This is a genomic window from Peribacillus sp. NPDC096540 (assembly GCF_050278525.1).
Taxonomy (GTDB): Bacteria; Bacillota; Bacilli; order Bacillales; family DSM-1321; genus Peribacillus.
The window spans coordinates 92152-107637 of record NZ_JBNNTG010000006.1 but is presented as its reverse complement, the minus strand read 5'-3'; the positions used below and the strand labels follow the sequence as shown (position 1 = coordinate 107637).

Below are 15486 nucleotides of genomic sequence, written 5' to 3'. Positions count from 1 at the left end.
TAGAGGGCATGTATTAATACATCTGCCTAGTCTTGATAAAAAAAGTAGAGACAGCCTGCATGGCCATCTCTACTTTCAAAAATTATTCTTCGATTACGATATTTCCACCATAGAATGATACTTTCGTTAACGGAATATCAAGTTCACGTGCCATTTTTTTCAATTCGCGCTCTTCTCTTTCTGTTACAATCGAGATAACCGTGCCATTTGCACCCGCACGCCCTGTCCTCCCGGATCGATGGATATATTGTTCAATGTTTTCAGCCATATCAATATGAACGACGGCTGTCAGTCCTTTAATATCCAGTCCGCGAGCCGCCACATCAGTTGCCATCAACATCGGGGATTTTCCGGAACGAAGCTTGCGCAGCGCTTTCTCACGATCTACTTTATTAGATTCCCCGTGAAGGACACCCATTTCAACGCCTTTGTAACTCAGCTTTTCATGTAAGACGCTCAGCTCTGCAATATCGTTTAAAAAGGCAAGAGCTTTCACATCTTTCAGCCTCGTGATTTTTTCTAGAATCTTAGACTTTTCCCGTCTTTCGACAACAAAGTAAAGATGGTCCACTTTTGACTCCATTTTTTCACTCTTATCAACCTTGATCATTTCCGGTTCGTTCATGAATCCACGAGCCACTTTTTCCGTTTCCTCTGGTAGGGTTGCAGAAAACACCATGATTTGGCGGTCTTTAAGCGTTGTTTTGATAATATTATTAATCGTTCCCATATGCTCGGGAATAATTAATTGGTCACCTTCATCGAGGACAATTGTTTTTACTTCGTGCATTTTTAATTTCTTTTGGGCAATCAATTCATAAATCCGTCCTGGTGTTCCAGCAATGACCTGTGGATGCTTCTTCAGTTTGTCCAACTGACGTTTTACATTAGCTCCACCGATGAAAGCTGCACCTGAAATACCGCTTCCTTCTGACCAAATCCGAATTTCTTCATTAATCTGCATGACCAATTCACGTGATGACGCCAAAATCAAAGCTTGGGGAGATTTTTTATCAGGATCTATTTTTTCAAGCAATGGCAGTAAATAAGCAAGTGTCTTTCCCGTTCCCGTGGGTGATTCAGCCATGATGTCTTTTCCTTCTACAATCACAGGAATCGCTTTCGTTTGAATCGGAGTAAGTTGGCCGAAGCCAGATTTTTTCCAGACCTCCTGGATAAATGGCTTTCTATCGTTCACTAATGCTGGTAATTCGCTCATATCGTTCTCCTTTAATAAAAAACTTTTCATATCCTCTATAGTACCATTTGTTAAAGCGTAGTAGCCAATGGAATCCGAATTGTAACCGTGGTTCCCTTATTTATTTCACTTTCAAAGTGCATCTCTCCTTCGAGGCGGTGTATAATCTTCTGGCAGATTGCAAGTCCGATTCCTGTGCCCCTTTCCTTTGTCGAATAAAAAGGTTCACCGATTCGTTCCAGGCGTTCAGGAACCATACCTATTCCATTATCACTCACACTGAATACAGCATGATCATCAAGGATATCCAAGGATATGTCAATCTTCCCATTATCACTAACTGCTTCAATGCTATTCTTGACAATATTAATAACCATCTGTTTAAGTTCGATGGAATCAGCCATAATATAAACCGGCTCGGCTGTTTTCACCCGATACTCCATCTCAATATTATTTAGATTCGTCTCCGCTTTCATTAACGTAAATACTTGTTGTAAACAGTCACCAAGATCGATTTTACGGAAAGCAACTTCCTGTTTTTTCCCGAGAACCAGCAGCTCACTCGAAATAATATTAATTCGATCAATTTCCTTTAACATGATATCAGAATGCATCGGGTTGACTTCTTTCGTCAGATCCATTAACTGTACGAACCCTTTCAAAGATGTCAGCGGATTTCTTATCTCATGTGCGACGGCTGCTGCTAGATGCCCGATTACGGACAGCTTTTCAGACATAATCATCAATTCCTCTTCACGTCGCAATTCGGTAATATCTCTAACGATGGCATACACTCCAAGCAACTCCGTTTGAACAATAATTGGCATAAAAGTTACACGGATTATCCGCTCTTCATCACTCATGTTTTGGATAGTCGTTTCAAATTTAACAGCTTCCCCTTGAAGTGACTGTATAAAGAAAACAGATACTTTTTCACTTTCATTCCAATTGATGAGTTGATTAGCATTCTTTCCTTTTAACATGTCACTTTGGTAACCTAGCAACTTTTCTGCTTCCGGGTTAATCGACACCACATTTCCGTCAAGATTTAATTCAAGGACACTATCTGGATTATGCTTGAACAACGACTGATATTGCTCATCCTTCAGATTAAATTCCTTTTGGGAGCGCAACATTTTCCCAGTCCAATATCGGATTATAATATATAAAAAAACCCCGGTAATGAAAATGAACATCCACCCTTTGGAATGCTGAAACATCGCATATGTCTGGACATCTTCTTTTGCCTGGATCATAGAGAAGGAATCTGTAATGATAATCCATAAGACCCCAATGAATATATATATAAAAGCTACTTTAAATGCAATTTTATGAGACTGGTTCATGTTTTATCCTTTGTAGTTGTTTTTGGTTTATTATTCCCAAATCACTCAAAAAAAGTCCTCATGTTTTAACACATAAGGACTTTACGGATATTGTACCATATAATATGCATTTATTGGTTATATACCAAAAAAAACGCCGCCCATTTGACTGAGCAGCGTCAATAATCAAGTGAGGTTTTTTACAGCTTGATTGAATTCCTCTTCTATCTCTTTAGAAGGTTTAGCTGATAACAGGCTAAAAATCACGACCGCTATTGTACCAGCAATAAATCCAGGGATGATTTCATAAACTTCAGCAAATTTATCAATCATTTCCCAGACTATCACAGTTGCGGTACCAACAATCATCCCTGCTAGCGCGCCCCATTTCGTCATCCGTTTCCAGTAAAGACTTAACAGAATGACCGGCCCAAATGCTGCTCCAAACCCTGCCCACGCATAACCGACCAATTTAAGAATCGTACCACTAGGGTTAAAAGCTAAAATTAGGGCAATAGCAGATATCGCTAATACACCAAATCGTCCAACCAGCACTAATTCCTTATCCGATGCATTTGGGCGAATAAACTGCTTGTAGAAATCATCAGTCAGGGCACTCGCCGATACTAACAGCTGAGATGCAATCGTACTCATAACTGCTGCTAAAATCGCTGCTAATAAGAAGCCAGTAATTAAAGATGGAAACAGTTCTTTAGCCAGAATGATGAAGACTGACTCTGCATTTTTTTCCCCTAAGGGTCCGCTTGTCAGATTAAAATAAGCTATTCCGACCAATCCTGTAAACATCGCTCCTATGATAGCGAAAATCATCCAGCCCATACCGATTCGTCGTGCACTTTTCAACTCTTTCACGGATGAAATCGCCATGAATCTAACGATGATATGAGGCTGACCGAAATAACCAAGACCCCACGCTAGCAGCGATATAATACCAATGGTTGAAGTCCCTTCAAAAGCATGTAAGAAATTCGGGTTAATCGATTTTATTTCATTAAAGGTAGGATCCCAGCCGCCAATATTTACAATTGTGACAACAGGGACTAAAATTAAGGCAATGAACATGATCGTACCTTGTACAAAATCCGTCCAGCTAACCGCAAGGAAACCGCCAAATAATGTATAAAGAATAACAACACTCGCTGTCAGCCAGATGCCCAAGCGGTAATCCATATTGAAAGCGGATCGAAAAAGCTCCCCACCTGCTACCATACCTGAAGAGGTATAAAAGGTGAAAAAGATTAAGATAACCAAGGCTGATACCACTTTTAAAATTCGAGAACTATCTTTAAACCGATTTCCCAAAAAGTCCGGTATCGTAATCGAATTGTCGGCCACTTCCGTATATGTCCGAAGTCGCGGTGCCACGAATAACCAGTTTAAATAAGATCCTACACTCAGGCCGATAACAATCCACCCGGCACTTAAGCCGCTTATGTACATCGCACCAGGAAGACCCATTAACAGCCAACCGCTCATATCAGAGGCACCTGCACTTAATGCAGTTACAGCCGGGCCCAAGTTGCGGCCTCCTAGCATATAATCGGTTAAGTTGGCAGTTTTCCGATAAGCTAAATAACCAATTAACAGCATGCCTGCCATATATATTCCAATAGATATTAATATTCCATAATCCAAAAATATATCCTCCTATTACTTATTGGTTTTGTGATTAAAAAGGTTCATTTTTATCTTGTAAGCTTATCAGAAAAAAAATCATATGTTAAGAAGTTCTTGCAGGTATCTACTATTTCGCATTCTATATTAATTAAGATATAAATAGATTATCAATGCAAGATAGGAGATTAGATAAATAAGGAGGAATACGCCATGCAACCCTATATCAATCAACCAGATGGAGTCTTTCCCTCGGTTTGCTCTCTTGATTGTCCTGATCAATGCGGCTTACTGCTGCACAAAAAAGATGGAAAAATCATTAAGGTGCAAGGAGACCCTAACCATCCCGTTACTAAAGGAAATATTTGCAACAAAGTCCGAAACATGACAGCTCGCATTTATGACCCCAAACGTCTTCAGCAGCCATTAAAGCGGATAGGTTCAAAAGGCGAAGGGAATTTTGTTCCAATCAGCTGGGAGGAAGCCATTGACACAATCACTTCCAAATGGAAAAACTTGATTGAACAGCATGGCCCAGAAAGCATCCTTCCTTACAGCTTTTATGGAAACATGGGAAACCTCAGTGCAGAAGGAATGGATCGTCGGTTCTTTCATAAGCTCGGGGCAAGCAGGCTTGAACGTTCCATTTGTAACGCGGCCGGTTCTGTTGGCTATAACTATACGATGGGTGGTTCGTTCGGCATCGACCCGGAAGAAACGATTCAAACAAAGCTTTTTATCCTGTGGGGCATTAATGCTGTGAGCACAAATATGCACCAAGTAACAATTGCCCAGCAGGCCCGAAAAAACGGGGCAAAAGTAGTGGTCATTGACGTACATAAAAACCAAACTGGAAAATGGGCAGATTGGTTCATTCCTATTCTGCCCGGCACCGATAGTGCTCTCGCTCTCGGTTTAATGCATATTTTATATGCCGAAAATCTAGTCGACCAACCTTTCTTAGATGAATACACAGTGGGCTCCGCAGAATTGCGCGAGCATGTCCGCCAATATGATCCTGCCACCGTCTCAGCGATTACAGGTGTTCCAATTGATGACCTATATGAGTTAGCACGGATGTACGGCAGCACGACTCCATCATTCGTTCGAATCGGTAACGGTCTTCAGCACCATGATAATGGCGGCATGGCCGTACGGACCATCGCCTGCCTTCCAGCACTTACCGGTCAATGGCTTGTGAAGGGCGGTGGAGCGATAAAAGGGAATTCAGGATACCTGGCTTTTAATACGAATGCCCTAAGACGTCCTGACCTTTTGCAGGATAAAGCACCACGTATCATTAATATGAACCAAATCGGTCAAGCCCTTTTAGAAAAAGAAAACCCGATTCGTTCCTTATTTGTATACAGTTCCAATCCAGCCCTTGTCGCTCCGAATTCGAATAAAGTACAGGAAGGTCTGATGAGAGAAAATCTCTTTACAGTGGTCCATGATTTATTCTTAACCGAAACGGCAATGTATGCTGACATCGTCCTGCCTGCTGCTTCATCTTATGAAACGGAGGATTTTTATAATTCATACTGGCATAATTACGTCCAAATACAAAAACCTGTAGTGGAAAAGTACGGAGAGTCGAAATCAAATGTCGAATTATTCAAACTGTTAGCCGGTGGTATGGGCTTTGTAGAAGCAGCTTTTAGAGATTCAGAGGATGATATGATACGCCAGGCACTCAATTTTCCAGATAACCCGTATTTAGAAGGAATCACTTATGAATCCCTATCAGAAAGTCAATTTGTCAAAGCCAAGATGCGGCCGCTGTTCCCAGGTAAACTGCAGACACCGAGTGGCAAAATAGAACTCTATTCTGAACAGATGAAAAAGCATGGATACGAACCGCTACCAACGTATATGCCAAACATCAAAGACAGTGACCTGCCATTTTTATTCATACCAGCACCTAATCACAATTTCTTGAATTCAACTTTTTCCAATAACGAAAAACATATCTCTATGGAAAAAGAACCGAAACTACACATGAATACGGTCGATGCCCTAAAATTAGGAATAGATACAGGAGATATGGTCCGTATCTGGAACGAGCGCGGTGAATGTGTGCTAACTGCGGCTCCCGGGGAAAATGTGTTAGCCGGTGTCCTTGTTAGCCAAGGCTTATGGCAGAACACACCTGAAACAAAGCAACATATCAATACCCTTACTCCAGACAGGGTCGCAGATATGGGAAATGGGGCCGTTTTCTTTTCAGGCCGGGTTGATCTTGTAAAAGTCTGAAATTATAGTCGTATCGTATTTGATTGATTATCATGATTTATTCTCATTACTGAAAAGCGTCATTTTATTTTGTGTGCATTCTTTAAAATATGTTCGATTTTTGGATTTCATCTTCGATTTCTGGAGGTATATCTTCGATTTTTGGATTTTATCTTCGATTTCTGGAGGTATATCTTCGATTTTTGGATTTTATCTTCCACAAAAAGGCTGTTCCTTAAGGAACAGCCTTTTCATCTAGCTATTTACTCTTCATCAAACCATCCTGTTGGTTGAATATCCAAGTTGTTATTAATTTGCTTCACTTCTGTGTAAGCCTCGTATCCGAAAGTGCCTAGCTCACGGCCAGTTCCACTTTGTTTGAAGCCGCCCCAAGGAGCTTCGTTATATGTCGGGTGATAAGAATTTATCCACGTGATACCAGCACGTACTTTTTTGATGACACGGTACGCCTTAGCGATATCATTCGTAAACACCGCTCCTGCTAAACCGTATTTCGTGTCATTGGCCAGTCGAAGAGCTTCTGCCTCGTCCTTGAACTTTTGAACGACAAGTACTGGGCCAAAAATTTCTTCCTGCACGATACGCATTTCAGGTGTTGTATCAACAAAAATCGTTGGTTCAACAAAGTACCCATTTTCCAAGCCTTCTCCTTTAATCCGGTTCCCACCAACGATTAATTTGGCTCCTTCTTCTTTTCCAATTTCGATATACGATAAAATTTTGTTCATATGGGCTTCAGAAACGATTGGTCCCATTTGGCTTTTTTCATCAGAACCTGAGCCTACTTTAATCTGTTTCGCTTTCGCGGTAAGACTTGCAATAAATTGATCATAAATAGATTCTTCCAAAAGTAATCGGGAGCCCGCTGAACATACTTGTCCTTGGTTACAGAAGATCCCGAATAAAGCGTAATCAACGGCAGTCTCAAAGTCAGAGTCTGCAAATACGATATTAGGGGATTTCCCACCAAGCTCCAAAGTCACTTTTTTCAAATTCCCTAACGATGCTTCCATGATTTTACGGCCTGTTGCTGTTCCGCCTGTAAAGGCCACTTTATCGATTTCCTCATGTTCAGCAATGGCCTGTCCGACAACTGGTCCTGCCCCTAATACTAGGTTTGCGACACCTTTGGGTACTCCGACCTCTTCCAAGATTTCGAATAATTTAACAGCCGTTACTGGTGTTACTTCTGATGGTTTGAAAACGACTGAGTTTCCTGCAGCTAGCGCCGGAGCCAATTTCCAGGCTGACATCAATAATGGGAAGTTCCAAGGAATAATTTGCCCGCAAACACCGATTGGTTCCCGGATGACCATTGCTTGCTGACCGTCAGGCACCTCATACGTCTGTCCTGTCGGTTTAGTAGCCAATCCTGCATAATATCTAAAACAGGCTGCTGCATCATCTATATCAAAACGAGCTTCGCGCAATGGTTTTCCATTATCCAACGTTTCCAAAGCAGCTAATTCTTCAGCTTTTTCTTCTAATTTATCGGCAATTTTGAATAAAAGTCTGGCTCTCTCCACTGCCGGAGTTCCCCACCATCCGCCTTCATAGAAAGCATATTTAGCTGCCTCAACCGCTGCATCGACATCCTTCTGTGTTCCTTCTGCAGCTGTAGCAATAACTTCTCCCGTAGCCGGATTCAATACATCCCTTTTTTCACCCGAAGTCGAACTCACCCATTCCCCATTGATAAACATCTTTAAGTCTAGTGCTTCCGTTCCTTCTTTTTGTGTGTTATTTTGTAAAGTTTCCTGCATTTTAATTCCTCCTCGGTTTTAAGTTATCTACCTATATACAAGATATAAGCAAGATTCATGCCAGTTTAAGATATTAGGTAAATCAAGTTTTCTTTCCCTTCCCTCTCTCATATAAATTCAATCGTGAATTTTCTATTCATTTTTGCATAAAAAATCTTATCAATCTTTTCTACTTTCACCACATTTCTATAATAGATTCATAGGAGAAAATATATTTAGAAGAAATATATTTTCTCAAAAATAAAGAGATGAGCAGCTGCTCATCTCCATACTTTTTCATTATTAATTTCGATTAAAAATAACCAGCTTCATTTCCGTCATTTCTTCAATTGCATACTTTAACCCTTCACGGCCCATCCCGCTTTTTTTGACTCCGCCATATGGCATGTTGTCGACGCGGTATGTTGGGATATCATTAATGATAACGCCACCGACTTCCAGTTTTTCAGCTGCTGTAAGGGCCAAATTGATATTGTCTGTGTAAACCCCTGCCTGTAAGCCAAATTGGGAATCATTGACCAAATCAATAGCTTCTTCAACCGACGACACCTTATTGATCAAGACAATAGGAGCAAAGACTTCCTGACAGGATACCTTAAGCTTCGCATCCACTTCCAGCAAGACAGTAGGATGCAGGATATTCCCTTCAGATTTACCTCCTGCTGCAACAACGGCACCATACTGTTTTGCTTCACTGATCCAGTCCAGACTGCGCTCTACATCACCAGAGCTTATTAACGCTGAGACATCCACTTTAGGATCCAAAGAATCGCCGAGTATTAGTCCCTTCGTTGCCGCAGTGAATTTTTCTACAAACTCGTCATACACCTCTTCATGTACATATGCACGCTGTAAGGAAATACAGACCTGCCCTTGAAAAGCAAATGCTGCCGTTACACAGCGTGGGATAATTTTATCAATATCAATCCCTTTATCCACAATAACCGCTGCATTGGAACCAAGTTCAAGACTCACTTTCTTCAAGCCCGCCTTGTTACGGATACCGATTCCTACAGCAGGGCTTCCGGTGAATGAAATGCTCTTCACCCGTGAATCAGTCACTAATTTATCACCAATTACCGAACCGCTTCCAGTAATCAAATTAAACCCTCCATCAGGAAGATCTGTTTCGGCTAATAGCTCAGCTAGCAATAGCGAGGATAGTGGCGTTTGGCTCGCTGGTTTCAAGACAATCGGGTTTCCGGCAGCAATGGCCGGTCCGACTTTATGAGCTACTAGGTTCATCGGGAAATTAAAAGGAGTAATTGCACCCACTACGCCAATTGGCTCGCGTACGGTGTAACCAATTCTTCCTTCCCCGTCAGCAGTAGCATCCATCGTTAATGTTTCTCCATGAATCCTCTTTGCTTCTTCTGCTGCAAATTTATATGTTGCAATCGTCCGGGATACTTCTCCGATTGCTGTTTTAATCGGTTTTGCTGCCTCTTTAGCAATAATTTCAGCTGCCTCATCTTTACGGCTTTCCAATAGAGTTGCAAGCTTTTCAAGAATGGCAGCCCGTTTATGACTTGGCAGAGCAGCCATTGCTTTTCTAGCTTGATAAGCTGAGTCAATCGCCAACTCAACCTCTTCAGGGGTAGCCGCCGGAATCTCCGCTAAAACCTCCCCACTATAGGGAGACTTTAGTGTCGTGAACTTCTGGGCTTCTTGCCATTTACCATTAATAAATAATTTCTTTTTCAGGGTTTCCGTCATTACCATCCTTTTCACCTCTTATAAAATTTCTTTTTCGACAGCAGTAAATGTTTCATCCAGGATTTCAATTATTCTTTCGACTTCTGATTTAGTTATGATTAAAGGTGGCGCAAAAACGAGTGTATCTTGATCAAACGTAACAGACCGGCAAATTAAACCATTCTTGGCCGCTTCAGCCACAAGTCTTGGTGCTAGCTGTGTTTCAAAGCCTTCCCCGGTTTGTTTATCTTTGACAATGGAAATGCCTCCAATAAGGCCCAGTGCTCTAACATCCCCAATAATCGGGTGTTTGCTTTGAAGCTTTTTAAAGCCCTCAAGCAATTCTACGCCACGCTGTTTCGAGTTTTCTATTAAGTTTTCGCGTTCAATAATTTCAATATTCCTCAACGCGACAGCACAAGCCATTGGGTGCCCACTGTATGTGTAGCCATGTAAAAGCGTGCCTTTAGAAAGGGCTATAAAATCCTGATGCATCTTATCATTAAGGACCACGCCACCTAACTGGGCATATCCGCTAGTCACACCTTTTGCAAAGCACATCATGTCCGGCACAACACCGAAGTGCTCAATTCCAAAATACTTACCTGTTCTTCCGAAGCCTGTAATGACTTCATCCGTTACCATTAAAATGCCGTATTCATTACAAATCTCTCTTACTTCCTTAAAATAGCCTTCAGGAGGTAGATTCACTCCGCCGGCTCCCTGAATCGGTTCCGCGATAAATGCAGCAATCGTTTCTGGCCCTTCTTGTTCGATGACCTTACGCAACTCTTCAATGGAAGAACCATCTACATAACAGAAATCCGGAGCAATGGAATTTGTGAAATCACGGAATGGTTTCAAGCCAGTTGCACTTGTCGCTCCCATAGCCACCCCATGATAAGATTTCGAACGGGAAATAATCTTTTGGCGATTAGGCTGGCCTTTTAAAATCCAGTAGTGACGGGCAAGTTTAATCGCCGTATCATTCGATTCCGATCCACCTGAAGTGAAGAAAACTGCATTCAAATCCCCAGGAGCAATAGAAGCAATTTTAGCCGCTAAACGAATAGCCGGCTCATTGCTAAAGGTAGCAAAACTAGAGGTAAACGCCAACTTTTCCATCTGTTCTTTCGCCACTTCAGCCAACTCTTTTTGTCCATGTCCAATATTCACATTCCAAAGTGAGGCCATACCATCAATGACGGTTCTACCCGTGATGTCCGTAAGATATATTCCTTTACCTTCTGTAAAAACGAAACTTGGACCATCCTCCTGCTGTTGTGCGATTGCTGTAGTTGGATGAATAAAATGCTTTTTATCCAAATCGATTAATTCCTGAATCTCCGTCTTCTCTTTAATCATCTAAAAAACACCCTTCTCACGTAATGGATTTTTTTATCATTTGCTATACGTATTTATATAGCAAGATACGTGCCAAAGTATATGAGCTTTATATAATAGTATTCAAAGAGAAAATGATTCATAAATAAATCAAAAACAACAGGTATTGATTCGAATATAAATCAATTGATTCATAAATAAATCGATTATATGAAAATTTTCATTTTTCAACAAATATTAATTCTTATTTACTAACATTGTCGTTTTTTGTAATTAATTTCTTAATGATGTTACATAATCTAACATAGATTATTGAATTTTCTAAAAATTTGTATTATTATCATAGTAATAACATTTTTAATTCCCTTTTGTCCCCTTTGTTAATCTAAAATGAAAGAAGTTGATATAAATGCAGGTAAGCTTTGAACTGTATCAAAAGCAAACTTTGAAGTTAGCTTTAACCCCTGAATTACAGCAATCGATCAATATTCTACAATATTCTGCACATGAACTTATAGATTTTTTACACCAACAGGCCAACGAAAATCCTGTTCTCGAAATAACTGAAACATTTAAAGACCCCCTCGCCTCACTCTCTGAATCAGGTATGCGTACAAATAAAATAAACAATCAGGCACGAGGATCTTCAGTTACAAGTAAAGGATTTAATGGAGACAGTGATTATAACCCAATCAATAATTATTCAGTAAACACGGAAACACTAGAAAATCATTTACTAGAACAAGTGAGTATGCTGAGATTCTTGAAACCTCTTGAAAGAAAGATCCTCGCATTTTTAATTGGAAACTTAAGCGAATATGGATTTCTTGAAGTGGATGCAAATTGGGCAGCCTCTCTTTTTTCAGTGTCTTTGGAAGAAATTGAAGACATGATTCAAGTTCTGCAATCCCTTGACCCCATTGGAGTGGGTGCCAGAGATTTGACTGATTGTTTACTCATTCAGCTGCGTGAGCATGAGCATTATAATGAATTGGCGTACACTATCATAGATAAGCACTTAACTGATTTAGCTGAAAAGCGGTACAAGAAAATGGCCAATCTTTACAAAGTAACCATTCAGGAAATTCAAGAGGCATCAGATTTTATCCGCACATTAAATCCCCGTCCCGTCAGTCATTTTTCCAACGATATGACTCATTACATCGTTCCGGACGTATTCGTAGAAAAAGAAAAGGATGGCTATCTGATTACCGTTAACGACAGTCTTGCACCTAAACTATCAATCAATCATTACTATACGGACATTTTAGCTACTAAGTCAGGCGACCCCGCTAAAGCTTACGTTAAAAATCATTTAAATGATGCTCAATTACTGATTAAAGGTCTTGAACAAAGGCAAATGACCCTTTACAAAGTGACAGCGACAATTGTAGAGGAACAACAGGATTTTTTCTTGAAGGGGATTGCTGGATTAAAACCTATGACTCTGAAAGATATTTCCGAAAAACTCCAGCTTCATGAATCAACAATCAGCAGGGCCACGAGCAATAAATATATCCAAACGCCGCAAGGCCTCTTCAAATTAAGGAACATCTTTACTAGAGGCTTAAACCGCGTGAACAGTCAAGAAACCGAATCTACTATTACCATCAAAGAAAAAATAAAAGTCTTGATTGCAGATGAAGATAAAATAAAGCCTTTTTCCGACCAAAAACTTTGTCAAATCTTTGAAAATGAAGGAACCAAAATATCCCGCCGAACCATCGCAAAGTACCGCGAAGACCTCGGTATACCTGGATCTTCTAAACGCCGGAGATTTTGAAACAAAAACACTAGCCGTGAATAAATACAGCTAGTGTTTTTTTCTTTATAGTTAAACTTATAACATCAGGATGTGGCATCACCAATTTGAACGACTTCCCATTTATCTCCTTCTCCTCTGACTTTATCCTCGCCCGATACAATCAAAAGCAACTGAGGAACGACAGCCCGATGTACCCTATCACACCATTCTTCTCCACATGCATACACTCATTATCCTAATGGGGTGTAATTCGAGAGAGGATAACTGTTTTTCCTGTTTTTATTTATTAAAAATATAGAGCGCATCACCAAATTTTCTCCTCACTAGCTTAAATGAAGATACAAAGAGTTTTATTTATTACCCCACTTATCCTCAAAAATAAGATCATCCTTTGGCCGTCTCTTTTCCCAGTTGGCCAATTCAAGAATAGGTTTATCCGGGTATTGATCAGTATAGCCAACCGACATAAGTGCGATAGGCTCGACGTGCGGCGGTATATCCAAAATATCACGGATATCATTTTTTTTGTAAAAGCTGACCCACCCCATTGCTAATCCTTCGGCATAGGCAGCTAGCCACATATTCTGAATCGCACAGGCAGTGGATAGAATATCCGTTTCGGGAATCGAGTTCCGCCCCAACACATGAGAACCTCCCCGTGTCGGGTCACAGGTTACACAGATGGTATATGGTGCTTCTTTTAACCCTTCAACTTTCAAACTAAGAAATTTATTTTCTTTTCCACCTTCATAATGAATTGCGAGCGCTCTTCTCTCTTTATCGGCTGCCCAGGCCAAGCGGTTTTTGATTTCCTGAGATGAAACCACAATGAAACTCCAAGGTTGCATAAATCCTACAGACGGGGCATGGTGTGCCGCATCCAAAATTCTTTGCAGTATTTCCTTTGAAATGGGATCCGGTAAAAAACTCCTGATATCCCTTCGGTTATAAATAGCTTTATATACGGCTGCTTGTTCGTCATTAGTAAACATAGTTCTCCCCCAATGTTTCCGGCTTCCCAGAAATTTATCTAAAAATTCAATATAAATGTTACAGGTTAACCATTACAATTAAAAGTAACTTCGACACAGGAAAGGAATGATGGGAATGAAGCTACAATAGAATGTCCCGCTTATTGGTGTCGACATCCAAAAAGGCGCAACAATCCTAGCAGAATCTAGTATTGACCCGCCCATACAAGCATGACAGGAGACAGATCGGCAGGTGATTTATATACGGCACTTATCTGACTCAAAAGATTCCCTCTTTTATCCAGAGAATGAAACAAGCCAATTTATATCGTTCATTCAACCAAAGTCAGTGAATGGATTCTCACAAAATATGTGAATAGTGCGTTTATCGGTATCAAACTTGAAATGAATTTAAGAGAAGAAGCTTGTCCCCAGGTTGTCATTACTGGATTAACGACCGATCATTGCGTAGAGACCACCACCCGGATGGTCGGAAACCTCGGATTCAATCCTATCTTAGTATCAGATGCGACCGCTACATTTGAACGGGTAGGTCCTGATGGAACGCGCTCTAGCGCAGAATTGATTCAGCAGACTTCTTTGGCAAATCTGCATGTGATGAATTCGCTGAAATTATGCAGACTGAGAATCGTATTGATAGTCTATGATGATTGGAAATGAGAAGTACCTGTGAAACATACAAATAGGAGCTATCACCACAGGCACTCGCCTATATTCTTGAGTACATGAAGATGAGTGTACTGAAAAAACAAATACCACCTGCCCCAGTTGCAATGGGGAATTAGTGAAAAGGCCTAGATCAAGAGTCTGAATTCATCTTGTTCCGTCCACCACAAGATTCACTTTTTCTTGTGGCCTATGTGCGTCCACATAGAGATCTTCATAAACCATCCAGTTATCCTCCCACATCGGACGTGCTTCTTCACCATCACGCTTAAGTCCCCGTTCCAAACGCTGATACCGGGGACATTCTACCCAGATTGTGAAATCATAAAGTTCAGCTAATTCTTTACGGGTGGAATACGTTCCTTCAATAATAACAAGGCCGCCAGCAGGAATCGTATGCCATTCGGCCATTGCGTCCGTTTCCCAGTCATACCGTTGATATTTCGCTCCTCCCCTCCTAGTAAGCGGTTGCAGAACCTGGCTGAAAACCCGAGGCCAATCACAGTCTGCACCAATTTTCTTTTTGGAGGGAGGCAGTTGTATTCTCTGTGATGACGGCAAATAAAAATCATCCATGTGAACAACCGTGCTATCCGGACATTCTGATTTAATACGGGCCGCGAGCGTACTTTTCCCGGAACCTCCGCGACCATCGATTGCGATTAAATATGGGGACTTTTTTTGGGAAAACAAATGAATGTTAGCTATAAGACCCTGAACCGTATACGGCCCTTGAAGTGTTGGAAAGTTCATAAGCATTCCTCCTATACTACTTATTTCTATTCTTCCTCCCTTATATTCCTTCCTTAAGGGCAAAAAATAGAAAAAAAACAAAAGAAGTAGGTGCATT

General features: G+C 40.8%; 12 protein-coding genes and 1 pseudogene. 4 read left to right on the top strand and 9 right to left on the bottom strand.

The genetic code is table 11. The features are described from left to right. Window positions 1–82 precede the first annotated feature (82 nt). The 3 genes from ACQKMR_RS08390 to putP form a co-directional block, all read right to left on the bottom strand. Entirely contained in the window at window positions 83–1219 is a 1137-nt protein-coding gene (locus tag ACQKMR_RS08390) for a DEAD/DEAH box helicase (RefSeq protein WP_427696886.1), read from the bottom strand. Between the two features lie 50 nt (window positions 1220–1269). After that, a complete protein-coding gene (locus ACQKMR_RS08385) occupies window positions 1270–2544 on the bottom strand; it encodes an ATP-binding protein (RefSeq protein ID WP_427696885.1) in 1275 nt (424 codons plus the stop codon). 165 nt (window positions 2545–2709) lie between these two features. Then, window positions 2710–4179: a sodium/proline symporter PutP gene (gene putP / locus ACQKMR_RS08380; protein WP_427696884.1), complete on the bottom strand. Its 1470-nt coding sequence runs from the start codon at window positions 4177–4179 to the stop codon at window positions 2710–2712. A 192-nt stretch (window positions 4180–4371) separates the two neighbouring features. Here putP and ACQKMR_RS08375 point away from each other — a divergent pair, with 192 nt between their 5' ends. Continuing rightward, window positions 4372–6411 carry a molybdopterin oxidoreductase family protein gene (locus ACQKMR_RS08375; RefSeq protein WP_427696883.1) on the top strand — a complete coding sequence of 680 codons (2040 nt, stop codon included), beginning with the start codon at window positions 4372–4374 and terminating at the stop codon, window positions 6409–6411. 242 nt (window positions 6412–6653) lie between these two features. On the opposite strand, the gene ACQKMR_RS08370 is transcribed toward ACQKMR_RS08375, so the two are convergent. The 3 genes from ACQKMR_RS08370 to ACQKMR_RS08360 all read right to left on the bottom strand — a co-directional run bounded on the left by ACQKMR_RS08370 (window position 6654) and on the right by ACQKMR_RS08360 (window position 11234). Then, window positions 6654–8174, bottom strand: coding sequence for an aldehyde dehydrogenase family protein (locus ACQKMR_RS08370; RefSeq protein ID WP_427696882.1), 1521 nt, complete (start codon window positions 8172–8174; stop codon window positions 6654–6656). Window positions 8175–8456: 282 nt separating this feature from the next. Then, window positions 8457–9896 carry an aldehyde dehydrogenase family protein gene (locus tag ACQKMR_RS08365; RefSeq protein WP_427696881.1) on the bottom strand — a complete coding sequence of 480 codons (1440 nt, stop codon included), beginning with the start codon at window positions 9894–9896 and terminating at the stop codon, window positions 8457–8459. A gap of 12 nt (window positions 9897–9908) precedes the next feature. Continuing rightward, entirely contained in the window at window positions 9909–11234 is a 1326-nt protein-coding gene (locus ACQKMR_RS08360) for an aspartate aminotransferase family protein (RefSeq protein WP_427696880.1), read from the bottom strand. A gap of 388 nt (window positions 11235–11622) precedes the next feature. Between ACQKMR_RS08360 and rpoN the strand changes: the two genes are divergently transcribed. After that, window positions 11623–12996, top strand: coding sequence for an RNA polymerase factor sigma-54 (rpoN, locus tag ACQKMR_RS08355; RefSeq protein WP_427696879.1), 1374 nt, complete (start codon window positions 11623–11625; stop codon window positions 12994–12996). A gap of 65 nt (window positions 12997–13061) precedes the next feature. Here rpoN and ACQKMR_RS08350 read toward each other — a convergent pair whose 3' ends face one another. After that, complete coding sequence (locus ACQKMR_RS08350; RefSeq protein ID WP_427696878.1) at window positions 13062–13205, bottom strand: hypothetical protein; 144 nt, start codon at window positions 13203–13205, stop codon at window positions 13062–13064. Window positions 13206–13328: 123 nt separating this feature from the next. Further along, entirely contained in the window at window positions 13329–13970 is a 642-nt protein-coding gene (gene bluB / locus ACQKMR_RS08345; RefSeq protein WP_427696877.1) for a 5,6-dimethylbenzimidazole synthase, read from the bottom strand. Window positions 13971–14321: 351 nt separating this feature from the next. Here bluB and ACQKMR_RS08340 point away from each other — a divergent pair, with 351 nt between their 5' ends. Further along, window positions 14322–14630, top strand: coding sequence for an isochorismatase family protein (locus ACQKMR_RS08340; protein ID WP_427696876.1), 309 nt, complete (start codon window positions 14322–14324; stop codon window positions 14628–14630). A gap of 79 nt (window positions 14631–14709) precedes the next feature. Next, window positions 14710–14781 (top strand): annotated as a pseudogene (locus ACQKMR_RS08335) (DUF1272 domain-containing protein); the annotation flags it as partial. 2 nt (window positions 14782–14783) lie between these two features. On the opposite strand, the gene ACQKMR_RS08330 reads toward ACQKMR_RS08335, so the two are convergent. Further along, the gene (locus ACQKMR_RS08330) at window positions 14784–15389 is read right to left on the bottom strand and encodes a uridine kinase family protein (RefSeq protein WP_427696875.1); all 606 of its coding nucleotides are present in this window, start codon (window positions 15387–15389) and stop codon (window positions 14784–14786) included. Window positions 15390–15486 lie beyond the last annotated feature (97 nt).

Coding starts and splice junctions, on each gene's coding strand:
- bluB (WP_427696877.1), bottom strand. CDS start 13,970: ATGTTTACTAATGACGAACAAGCAGCCGTATATAAAGCTATTTATAAC.
- ACQKMR_RS08390 (WP_427696886.1), bottom strand. CDS start 1,219: ATGAGCGAATTACCAGCATTAGTGAACGATAGAAAGCCATTTATCCAG.
- ACQKMR_RS08330 (WP_427696875.1), bottom strand. CDS start 15,389: ATGAACTTTCCAACACTTCAAGGGCCGTATACGGTTCAGGGTCTTATA.
- ACQKMR_RS08365 (WP_427696881.1), bottom strand. CDS start 9,896: ATGGTAATGACGGAAACCCTGAAAAAGAAATTATTTATTAATGGTAAA.
- ACQKMR_RS08360 (WP_427696880.1), bottom strand. CDS start 11,234: ATGATTAAAGAGAAGACGGAGATTCAGGAATTAATCGATTTGGATAAA.
- ACQKMR_RS08375 (WP_427696883.1), top strand. CDS start 4,372: ATGCAACCCTATATCAATCAACCAGATGGAGTCTTTCCCTCGGTTTGC.
- ACQKMR_RS08385 (WP_427696885.1), bottom strand. CDS start 2,544: ATGAACCAGTCTCATAAAATTGCATTTAAAGTAGCTTTTATATATATA.
- rpoN (WP_427696879.1), top strand. CDS start 11,623: ATGCAGGTAAGCTTTGAACTGTATCAAAAGCAAACTTTGAAGTTAGCT.
- ACQKMR_RS08370 (WP_427696882.1), bottom strand. CDS start 8,174: ATGCAGGAAACTTTACAAAATAACACACAAAAAGAAGGAACGGAAGCA.